Below are 11,074 nucleotides of genomic sequence, written 5' to 3' on the forward strand. Positions count from 1 at the left end.
GACAGATCATGCCTCAATACCCGGATACACAGTACGCCATTCAAATCACTGGTAAAGATGAAGTAGGTGTCAACACTGCTAAGGCAGTTGACCCGGTTGGCCCACACCAAATGATGCTGCAAGTGGAAGCCTGCGGTATCTGCTTCTCTGACACGAAACTGCTTCACGCATTTGACACACACCCCCGCAAGGCTGAAGTCATTGAAGGTATCGACCTGGATGCTCTCAATGAGATTCCAGGGTACAAGCCCGGGCAGCTTGCCACCGTTCCCGGACACGAACCTGTAGGCCGCATCGTGGAGGTTGGCGAGAAGGTGACCCACTTCAAGGTAGGTGACCGTGTGCTGGTTCAAGCCGACTGGAAGCACCTGCGCACCGCGAAATCCAATGGCGCTTTCGGATACAACTTCGAAGGCGCACTGCAGGAATATGTGGTGATCGACGAGCGTTGCGTGGTGTCTCCTTCAGGGGAAGAATTCCTTATCCATGTCTCTGACGGCCCGTCCGCTGCCGCTGTTGGCCTTATTGAACCTTGGGCGACCGTTGAGGGTTCCTACGCGTGGAAAGAACGCGCACACGTGGCTGATGGTGGTCGTCTGCTTGTGGTTGGCAGCGGCGACGTAACGGCGCTCACAGCTGAGCATCGTCCAGCTGAGATCGTCACAATTGACGAGGCGGGGGTGGCTTCCCTGGGGGAGCAGACCTTCGACGACATCGTGTATTTCGGTGCTCACGCGGAGGTAATTGAGGCTCTGGGCGCACTGCTGGGTACACGTGGTGTGATGTGTGTGGTCCTGGGCGGAGGCACTATTGAACGCAAGGTGAGTCTTGACATTGGTCGTGTCCACTACGATTTCATTCGGTTCTGCGGCACCACTGGCTCTGACCCTGCTGAGGGCTATGCGTGGATCCCTGCCACCGGTGAGCTGCGCGAAGGCGATAAGGTTGCCATTATCGGTGCAGCAGGCCCAATGGGACAGATGCATACGATGCGCGCCATCACCTCGGGTGTTCCCGGTATCACCGTGGCAGGCACAGACCTGAGCGACGAACGTCTTGCGGGTCTGCGTAGCGTGGTCGGGCCAGTTGCCCAGCAGCGCAATGTGCCACTGGAGATTATCAACACGGGGACAACACCACTGGAGTTCGGCTACACCCACTTGTCATGTATGGTGCCTGTGCCCGCATTGGTGTCGCAGGCAGTGGATTTGGCAGCTGACGGCGCAATCCTCAATGCCTTCGCTGGTATTCCCGCCGGTACCTTCGGTGAATTCGACCTGCAAGGCATTATCGAGCGACGCATCTTTATGCTGGGTACTTCCGGCTCAGATGTTTCCGATATGCGTACCGTGCTGCGCAAGATCGAAGAAGGCATTATTGACACCACGATCTCGTTGTACGCGGTGACAGGTATGGCTGGCTTTGTTGACGCGATTAACGCCGTGATGAACCGTACCTCAGGCGGCAAGATCATGGTGTTCCCGCAACTGCATGACTTGGGCCTGACGCCTTTGTCTGAACTCCGTGAGAAACTTCCACAGGTCGCTGACAAGCTCGTTGATGGCCTGTGGACCAAGGAGGCGGAAGAGGCTCTGCTTGCTAGCGCACAGAGCTAAACGCTTCCACTGATTGGGGAGAGACTGCGCCCTGGCGGCATATTGGCTGCCAGGGCGCAGTGTCGTATTCGACGGGTAGTGGTTGGCTATGGCACTGGTGGGCTATTGCAGTGGGGCTTTCCAGTGGTGGGCTATCTCTTCGGACAGTGCCTTGTCCTCGCTGGTCGCGCATGCCGGAAAACTGGACGATATTCACCGAAACAGCCACGGTTTCCCGTCGCTCGTTGCGCATAGAGGAATATAACCCCGGCAATACGCCGGGGTTATTCCTCGTCGGACGTCTAAGACATCACGGTGTCACTGCCAGTAGTCAAGTTTTTCGGTGATGCCGATGGAGGCTGCTTTGAACTCTGGGTTAATACCCTTGGCTCGTTGAGCGCGGTAGTCCTTTGCCGCATCAAGTGCTTTCTTTCCCAGAATAAGGATCACTGGCAGGTTGATCAGCACCATTAGGCCCATGAGGATATCGCCAACATTCCACGCCACCGAGAAATCGAGCAGCGCACCACCAAAAACAAGCACGACCGCAACGGTTCTAAAGATGCGCAATGTCGTCAGCGAAGCGCCACGTTTGCCCAACAAGAACCGTAGGTTTACTTCGGCGTAGTAGAAGTTACCAATGATGGTGGTGAATGCAAAGAGCAGCAGTGCAAAGGTCGTGAAAGGAAGGGCAAAGCTTCCCAGCGCTGTTTGCATGGCAGCCGTCACCAGCGGTGCGCCTTTGAGGTCCTCACCGCCTTGCACGCCGGACGATAGGATGAGGAATGCGGTCAGTGTGCACACGATCATTGTGTCGATAAATACCGACAACATCTGAACCAAGCCCTGCTTGACCGGGTGTGATACAGATGCTGAAGCCGCGGCGTTAGGAGCCGAACCCACACCCGCCTCATTCGAATACAGGCCTCGTTTAATCCCGTACATCATGGCTGAGCCAGCGAAGCCGCCGAAGATCGCCTCAAAGTCGAATGCGCCAGCAAATATCGCCGAGAACATGCCCGGCACGTTACGCCAGTTAATCACCACCACCAAGATGGCGACAACCAGGTAAATCGTGGCCATGATCGGCACAAGAACTGCGGCAACTGACGTGAGGCGACGTGTTCCACCATAGATGGATGCAGCCATTGCCACAGCCAACAGTGCGCCGATGACGTATGGCGTCAACACCACGCCATTCCACGTCAGATCGTTGTACCAAGCGTAGGAAGTGAAGGCATCGGCAACGTTGAAGGACGCGAGGAGGTTGAATCCGCCCATATAGGTCAGGATTAATACTACGGCGAAGGTGACGGCGAGCCAGTGTTGCTTCAAAGCAATTTCAATGTAGTACGCAGGACCACCAATGGAGTGGTCATCCTTGCTGGTGCCGCGCTTTTTGTATATCTGCGCCAGTGTTGATTCGACGAAGGCCGAGGCGCCGCCAAGGGTAGCGATAACCCACATCCAAAACACTGCGCCTGCGCCGCCTAGTGCGATCGCGGTGCCAACACCAGCGATATTGCCAACGCCAACGCGTGATGCGGTTGATACCATCAGGGCGCGGAAAGAAGAGATTTCGCCCTCTTTTTCTGGCGGTTCAGTGACGACGCGAATTGATTCCTTGAACATGCGCAGTGGGAGCGCGCCTGAGCGCACAAAGAAGTACAGGCCGACACCAAGGAGTAGCGCAATCAAAACATAGCTATAGAGATAGTTGACGATCGGTTCTAGAACAGCGTTAACTGCAGTGCTGATCTGGTGAAACTTGTCATCTGGCGCAGGTGATAGGGGAGCCATTGTTGTCCCTTCGCATGTCGAGTGGGAGGTGTGCATCGTGTGCACGAACACAACGATGTTACAGGAATGGTCAAGACTCAGTCAGTGACTCACACGCATTTGGTCACGACTGCATCGAAATGGGAAGGAGCTTCAAATCCTCATGCATCTCGCATGATCTGGCACGCAGGACTAAGGTCGTGCTCAAGTGAAAGTTTCAACCTAAGGAGACCCTTATGCGGATCGTTGTCGTTGGCGGCAACGCCGGCGGTATGAGTGCCGCAGCGCGCTTGCGGCGCCTCAACGAAGACGCCGACATTGTGGTGCTAGAGCGAAGTGACGAGGTGTCAGTTGCCACCTGCGGCATCCCCTATTTTGTAGGCGGGGAAATTACTGACGAAGCGGCTTTGCGTTTGCATACTCCCGCATCGCTTCGCATGGCCCTCAACTTGGACGTTCGCCTGAATCATGAGGTCGTGGCAGTGGATCGTCAGGCGAAAGAAGTGCGCTGCCAGACACCCCAGGGGGAAGTTGCCCTCACCTACGACGCGCTGCTGCTCTCTCCGGGTGTTTCGCCTCGTCAAATCCCTGGCGTCACCATTAGCCAGGCGCTCGCCCCCTCTGTCTTTACAGTGCGTTCAGTTGCCGATGGTGTTCGCCTGCGTGAAGCAGCCCAACAGTTGGTTGCCGCCAGCAACGATGCGCATACCTACGTCATTGGTTCCGGCGCGGTGGGACTTGAGATTGCGGAGAATTTGCATAGCCTCGGCTTGGCGGTCACCGTCGTCGAATATGCCCCTTATGTCATGCCGCGTCTCGATCAGGAAATGGCGGCCCTTGTCCGACGAGAACTACACCGCCTCGGCATTGAGACGATGGAAGGTTTCGGACTTACCGCCCTGGAGGCCCGTGAAGACGGACGCCTCGAATTGACGCTGACATCTGCTGCAGGCGATGCGCAGCAGCGCCAAGCGCATCACGTAGTTATCGCAGCGGGCGTGCAGCCAGAAACACAGATCCCAGGTATTGAATCGCTCCTTGATGCGACAGGCGCAATTGTTATTGACGCGCATGGACGTACCAGGGACGAGCGTATTTGGGCTATCGGTGATGCTGCGACGCAGGAGCATTTCCTTGGCGGGCCAGCTCGTCCTGTTGCCTTGGCTGGCCCTGCGAATCGAGGCGGCCGCCTCGTCGCTGACGACATTATTGCCACCATCGCAGGAGGAAAGGCAGCGCGTCCAATGCCCGCACCGCTGGGTACGCATATTGTGCGCGTGGGCAATTTGCAGGTAGCTGCTACCGGCGCGAATCGCCGTGATCTGCACGGTCGGCAGTTCCACACCTTCCACCTGCATCCCCTCAACCACGTCGGATACTTCCCCGGTGCGAGCCAACTGGCCTTGACCGTCCACGTTGATCGCGATGGCACCTTGCTTGGGGCACAGGCGATCGGAGCACAAGGCGCTGCGCGACGCATTGACGTGCTCGCGACGGCAATGCGGGCAGGTATGTCGGTCGAGGATTTGATGGATCTTGATTTAGCGTATGCACCTCCTTATGGTGCGGCAAAGGATCCAGTGCAGATGCTTGGCATGGCAGCCCATAACGTCCTAGGCGGCGCGCTTCGGCAGTGGCAGGCGTGGGAATTGCCCCAGATGGTCCTCAGTCACCTTATTTTGGATGTGCGTGGCGACAAGGAAGCGGCAACAGATACGCGAGTGAGTGGTGCGTTGCAGATTCCTCATACGCAGCTACGTGAACGTCTCGATGAAGTGCGCGACGCGGCACAAGGTCGCCCCATCGCTGTGCATTGTCGTAGCGGTGTTCGCTCATATTTGGCGTGCCGAATCCTGGAGTCAGCGGGCTTTGAGTGCGCCTCCCTGTCAGGTGGCATGTTGACCCTTGACGCATTCGCTGAAGGAAGCGAATTGGAATCCCTATTGGAAAGAGAGAAGGAATATGTGTCGACCGGTGCGTTGTGACGTGTGTGGAAAAACCACTTGGGCTGGCTGTGGGCAGCATATTGATTCGGTCAAGGCGCAGGTCCCTGCAGCGCAGTGGTGCAACGGCCGCCATAGTCAGCAGGAAATTGCCGAGGCGGAGCAACGTTCCGCGACGACGGCGAGCTCTGGCGGTTGGTTGAAGGGGCTATTTGGCCGTTGAAAAGCACAGATGAGGCTGAGGGTTCCTATGTGGTCACCCTCACCCTCATCCAGTTTGACGTTCGAAAGTAAAGCCGCGTAGGCTGTATAACCGTCGCCCGAACCGATAACAACGGTAAGGATGGCAAGCAGCCTTTCGCAATTGGCTCATTTATGGGGTTAAATGCGGATGTGTGGTTGTTGTTTGTGAACTCGATAGTGTGTTTGTTTGTTTTTGTTTTGCCTGTTTTTTGTTTTTGAGTTTTTTGGTTGGGATTGTTTCTGGTTGGCTGTCTGCGCGTGTTGTGTGTGGGTGGTTGGCTGGGGTTTTCCGTTTTGTTTTTTTCGGAGAGTTTGATCCTGGCTCAGGACGAACGCTGGCGGCGTGCTTAACACATGCAAGTCGAACGGGCTGCTTGGGCGCTTGCGTCTGGGTGGTGAGTGGCGAACGGGTGAGTAACACGTGAGTAACCTGCCCTCTTCTTTGGGATAACGGTCTGAAAGGGCTGCTAATACCGGGTATTCACTTTCTGGCGCATGTTGGGGGGTGGAAAGCTTTTGTGGTGGGGGATGGGCTCGCGGCCTATCAGCTTGTTGGTGGGGTGATGGCTTACCAAGGCTTTGACGGGTATCCGGCCTGAGAGGGTGACCGGACACATTGGGACTGAGATACGGCCCAGACTCCTACGGGAGGCAGCAGTGGGGAATTTTGCACAATGGACGAAAGTCTGATGCAGCGACGCCGCGTGAGGGATGGAGGCCTTCGGGTTGTGAACCTCTTTCGCTCATGGTCAAGCCGCAGCTTTGGGTTGTGGTGAGGGTAGTGGGTAAAGAAGCGCCGGCTAACTACGTGCCAGCAGCCGCGGTAATACGTAGGGCGCGAGCGTTGTCCGGAATTATTGGGCGTAAAGGGCTTGTAGGCGGTTTGTCGCGTCTGCCGTGAAATCCTCTGGCTTAACTGGGGGCGTGCGGTGGGTACGGATGGGCTTGAGTGCGGTAGGGGAGACTGGAATTCCTGGTGTAGCGGTGGAATGCGCAGATATCAGGAGGAACACCGGTGGCGAAGGCGGGTCTCTGGGCCGTTACTGACGCTGAGGAGCGAAAGCGTGGGGAGCGAACAGGATTAGATACCCTGGTAGTCCATGCTGTAAACGTTGGGCACTAGGTGTGGGGGCCACCCGTGGTTTCTGCGCCGTAGCTAACGCTTTAAGTGCCCCGCCTGGGGAGTACGGCCGCAAGGCTAAAACTCAAAGGAATTGACGGGGGCCCGCACAAGCGGCGGAGCATGCGGATTAATTCGATGCAACGCGAAGAACCTTACCAAGGCTTGACATGCACCCAGAGCCTCCAGAGATGGGGGTGCTTTTGGTTGGGGGTGTGCAGGTGGTGCATGGTTGTCGTCAGCTCGTGTCGTGAGATGTTGGGTTAAGTCCCGCAACGAGCGCAACCCTTGCCCTATGTTGCCAGCGCGTTGTGGTGGGGACTCGTGGGGGACTGCCGGGGTTAACTCGGAGGAAGGTGGGGATGACGTCAAATCATCATGCCCCTTATGTCTTGGGCTTCACGCATGCTACAATGGCTGGTACAGAGGGTTGCGATACTGTGAGGTGGAGCGAATCCCTTAAAGCTGGTCTCAGTTCGGATTGGGGTCTGCAACTCGACCCCATGAAGGTGGAGTCGCTAGTAATCGCAGATCAGCAACGCTGCGGTGAATACGTTCTCGGGCCTTGTACACACCGCCCGTCACGTCACGAAAGTTGGTAACACCCGAAGCTCATGGCCTAACCGTTTGGGGGGAGTGGTCGAAGGTGGGATTGGCGATTGGGACGAAGTCGTAACAAGGTAGCCGTACCGGAAGGTGCGGCTGGATCACCTCCTTTCTAGGGAGCCCTTTTTTTGCTGTTGCATGTGTGTGCGTGTTGTGCGTGCGCGTGTGTGGTGGTTGGTCATGATTTGTTTGCTGTGCGTTGTATGTGTGGCTGGTTGTGGCTTTTTTGGGGTTGGGTAAAACAGGGATGGGTGGGCATGCTGTCGGGTTCTCGGGTAATAGCCTGTGGGTTGTTGTCTGGTGCCTGCGATTGTGCTGCGCGCGCGTGTGTGTGGTGTGGTTGTGTGGTGGGGTTGTTTGTGATTTGTATAGTGGTTGTGAGCATCTTTATTTTTTGTTGTGTTTTCTGTGGTTTTGTTTAGTTTTTGTGGGCATTCGGTGGATGCCTTGGCACCAAGAGCTGATGAAGGACGTTGTGGCCTGCGATATGCCTCGGGGAGTTGGCGAACGAGCGTTGATCCGAGGGTTTCCGAATGGGGGAACCTAACCTGGGTTGTGCTGGGTTACCATCATCTGAAGTTCATAGGGTGGTGGGGGGAACGCGGGGAAGTGAAACATCTTAGTACCCGTAGGAGAAGATATTCCGTGTGTAGTGGCGAGCGATAGCGGAGGGTGGCTAAACCGTGTGCGTGTGATACTCGGCGGGGGTTGCGTGTGCGGTGTTGTGGGGCTCAACTGTCTGCTTTCTGCCGGGGGTGGGCATGCAATGGCGTGTGGAGGTGAATCATTTGGGATGGTGGACCGTAGTGCGTGAGAGTCGTGTAGCTGGACGCGTGTTGTTGTGTGTGGGTTGGGTGCCCGAGTAGTGCGGGACTCGTGGAATCTCGTGTGAATCTGCCAGGACCACCTGGTAAGCCTAAATACTACTTGGTGACCGATAGTGCATAGTACCGTGAGGGAATGGTGAAAAGTACCCCGGGAGGGGAGTGAAATAGTACCTGAAACCGTGTGCCTTTAAGCCGTCAGAGCCTTGTGGGGTGATGGCGTGCCTTTTGAAGAATGAGCCTGCGAGTCAGTGGCATGTGGCGTGCTTAACCCGTGTGGGGTATGCGTAGCGAAAGCGAGTCTGAAATATGGCGTGTGTCGCGTGTTCTGGACCCGAAGCGGGGTGATCTACCCATGGCCAGGTTGAAGCAAGGGTAAGACTTTGTGGAGGACCGAACCCACCAGGGTTGAAAACCTGGGGGATGAGCTGTGGGTAGGGGTGAAAGGCCAATCAAACTCCGTGATAGCTGGTTCTCCCCGAAATGCATTTAGGTGCAGCGTTGTGTGTTGCCTGCTGGAGGTAGAGCTACTGGATGGCCGATGGGCCCGCAAGGGTTACTGACGTCAGCCAAACTCCGAATGCCGGTATGGTTGAGCATGGCAGTGAGACTGCGGGGGATAAGCTTCGTAGTCGAGAGGGAAACAGCCCAGATCATCAGCTAAGGTCCCTAAGTGTGCGCTAAGTGGGAAAGGATGTGGAGTTGCGTTGACAACCAGGAGGTTGGCTTAGAAGCAGCCATCCTTGAAAGAGTGCGTAATAGCTCACTGGTCAAGTGATTTCGCGCCGACAATGTAGCGGGGCTTAAGCGTACCACCGAAGCTGTGGCACCTACGCGTGTGGATCCAGGCATTTGAGTGTCTAGGGTTGTGTGGGTGGGTAGGGGAGCGTCCTGCACGTGGTGAAGCTTGGGGGTGACCTCTGGTGGAGTGTGTGGGAGTGAGAATGCAGGCATGAGTAGCGAATGACGGGTGGGAATCCCGTCCGCCGATTGACTAAGGGTTCCAGGGCTAGGTTTATCCGCTCTGGGTTAGTCGGGTCCTAAGGCGAGGCCGACAGGCGTAGTCGATGGATGACCAGTTGATATTCTGGTACCGCCTAACAACCGCCCGTACTGAAGCGCATGTGCTAACCATGTGCTCCTTGTCTTCTGCGTGCTTTCGGGCGTGTGGGGGGTGGGGGGTTGTGGGGTCCTGTGTGTTGTAGGTAAGCGTGTTAACAGGGGTGACACAGGAAGGTAGTTGCCGCGCACCGGTGGTTGTGTGTGTCTAAGGTTGTGGCCCGTCCTTCAGGTAAATCCGGAGGGCTTGTGGGTGAGGACTGATGGGGGCCCTTTTTTGGGGGTCTGGTGATGATCCTATGCTGTCAAGAAAAGCCTCGACGTGAGGGTGTTAGGCGCCCGTACCCTAAACCGACTCAGGTGGTCAGGTAGAGTATACCGAGGCGTTCGAGTGAATCATGGTTAAGGAACTCGGCAAAATTCCTCCGTAACTTCGGGATAAGGAGGACCCTTGCGGGTAGCGCATCCTTGCGGTGTGTGGCGTGTGGGGGTCGCAGAGAATAGGGAGAAGCGACTGTTTATCAAAAACACAGGTGCGTGCGAAGTCGTAAGACGATGTATACGCACTGACGCCTGCCCGGTGCTGGAAGGTTAAGAGGAACGCTTAACCACGCTGTGTGTGTGGTGAAGGTGTGAATTTAAGCCCCAGTAAACGGCGGTGGTAACTATAACCATCCTAAGGTAGCGAAATTCCTTGTCGGGTAAGTTCCGACCTGCACGAATGGCGTAACGACTTCTCCGCTGTCTCGACCGTGAACTCGGCGAAATTGCAGTACGAGTAAAGATGCTCGTTTCGCGCAGAAGGACGGAAAGACCCCGGGACCTTTACTATAGCTTGGTATTGGTGTTCGCTTGGGCTTGTGTAGGATAGGTGGGAGACTGTGAAGCTTGGGCGCTAGCTTGGGTGGAGTCGTCGTTGAAATACCATTCTGGTTCAAGTGTGCATCTAACCTTGGCCCGTGATCCGGGTTGGGGACAGTGCCTGGTGGGTAGTTTAACTGGGGCGGTTGCCTCCTAAAGAGTAACGGAGGCGCTCAAAGGTTCCCTCAGCCTGGTTGGTAATCAGGTGGTGAGTGTAAGTGCACAAGGGAGCTTGACTGTGAGACCGACGGGTCGAGCAGGTACGAAAGTAGGAACTAGTGATCCGGCCATGGCATGTGGGTGCGTGGTCGCTCAACGGATAAAAGGTACCCCGGGGATAACAGGCTGATCTTGCCCAAGAGTCCATATCGACGGCATGGTTTGGCACCTCGATGTCGGCTCGTCGCATCCTGGGGCTGGAGTTGGTCCCAAGGGTTGGGCTGTTCGCCCATTAAAGCGGTACGCGAGCTGGGTTCAGAACGTCGTGAGACAGTTCGGTCCCTATCCTCTGTGCGCGTAGGAAATTTGAGAAGGGCTGTCCCCAGTACGAGAGGACCGGGATGGACGAACCGCTGGTGTGCCAGTTGTACCGCCAGGTGCATGGCTGGTTAGCTACGTTCGGAAGGGATAACCGCTGAAAGCATCTAAGCGGGAAGCCTGCTTCAAGATGAGATTTCCGTCCACACTATTGTGTGGTGAAGGCCCCCAGCAGACTACTGGGTTGATAGGCCAGAGGTGGAAGCGTAGTAATACGCTCGTGAGCCGACTGGTACTAATGGGCCAACACTAAACAACAACCAACACACCCCCCCCCCTTTTGGGCGGGCGTGCAACAAAAAAGCTGCTGCACGCAGCACTGCTTACACCACTATACAAATCACGACCAACCCAAAACCCCACACCCGTGTGGGGGACACAAGAGAATACACTCGTGGTCGACACTTTTGCGGCGGCCACAGCGTGGGGGAAACGCCCGGACCCATACCGAACCCGGAAGCTAAGCCCCACAGCGCCGATGGTACTGCAACCGACAGGTCGTGGGAG

At 56.2% G+C, this 11,074-nt stretch carries 3 protein-coding genes and 3 rRNA genes; 5 read left to right on the forward strand and 1 reads right to left on the reverse strand.

Annotation, left to right across the window (positions count from 1 at the left end; translation table 11 throughout):
* The first annotated feature begins 8 nt into the window (after positions 1–8).
* Positions 9–1,616 (forward strand): alcohol dehydrogenase catalytic domain-containing protein, encoded by a 1,608-nt coding sequence (locus G438_RS0104915; RefSeq protein ID WP_026460384.1) that lies wholly within the window; start codon positions 9–11, stop codon positions 1,614–1,616.
* Between the two features lie 297 nt (positions 1,617–1,913).
* On the opposite strand, the gene G438_RS0104920 is transcribed toward G438_RS0104915, so the two are convergent.
* Positions 1,914–3,395 (reverse strand): alanine/glycine:cation symporter family protein, encoded by a 1,482-nt coding sequence (locus G438_RS0104920; RefSeq protein WP_084403103.1) that lies wholly within the window; start codon positions 3,393–3,395, stop codon positions 1,914–1,916.
* 215 nt (positions 3,396–3,610) lie between these two features.
* Here G438_RS0104920 and G438_RS0104925 point away from each other — a divergent pair, with 215 nt between their 5' ends.
* From G438_RS0104925 to rrf, 4 genes are all read left to right on the forward strand, one after another.
* On the forward strand, positions 3,611–5,359 hold the full coding sequence (locus G438_RS0104925; RefSeq protein ID WP_026460386.1) for an FAD-dependent oxidoreductase: 1,749 nt from the start codon (positions 3,611–3,613) through the stop codon (positions 5,357–5,359).
* A 501-nt stretch (positions 5,360–5,860) separates the two neighbouring features.
* A 16S ribosomal RNA gene (locus tag G438_RS0104930) occupies positions 5,861–7,398 on the forward strand.
* A 303-nt stretch (positions 7,399–7,701) separates the two neighbouring features.
* Positions 7,702–10,825 (forward strand): 23S ribosomal RNA (locus tag G438_RS0104935).
* A gap of 150 nt (positions 10,826–10,975) precedes the next feature.
* Positions 10,976–11,074 (forward strand): 5S ribosomal RNA (gene rrf, locus G438_RS11935); the annotation flags it as partial.

This window comes from Schaalia suimastitidis DSM 15538 (genome assembly GCF_000429105.1).
In the GTDB taxonomy this organism is placed as follows: domain Bacteria; phylum Actinomycetota; class Actinomycetes; order Actinomycetales; family Actinomycetaceae; genus Pauljensenia; species Pauljensenia suimastitidis.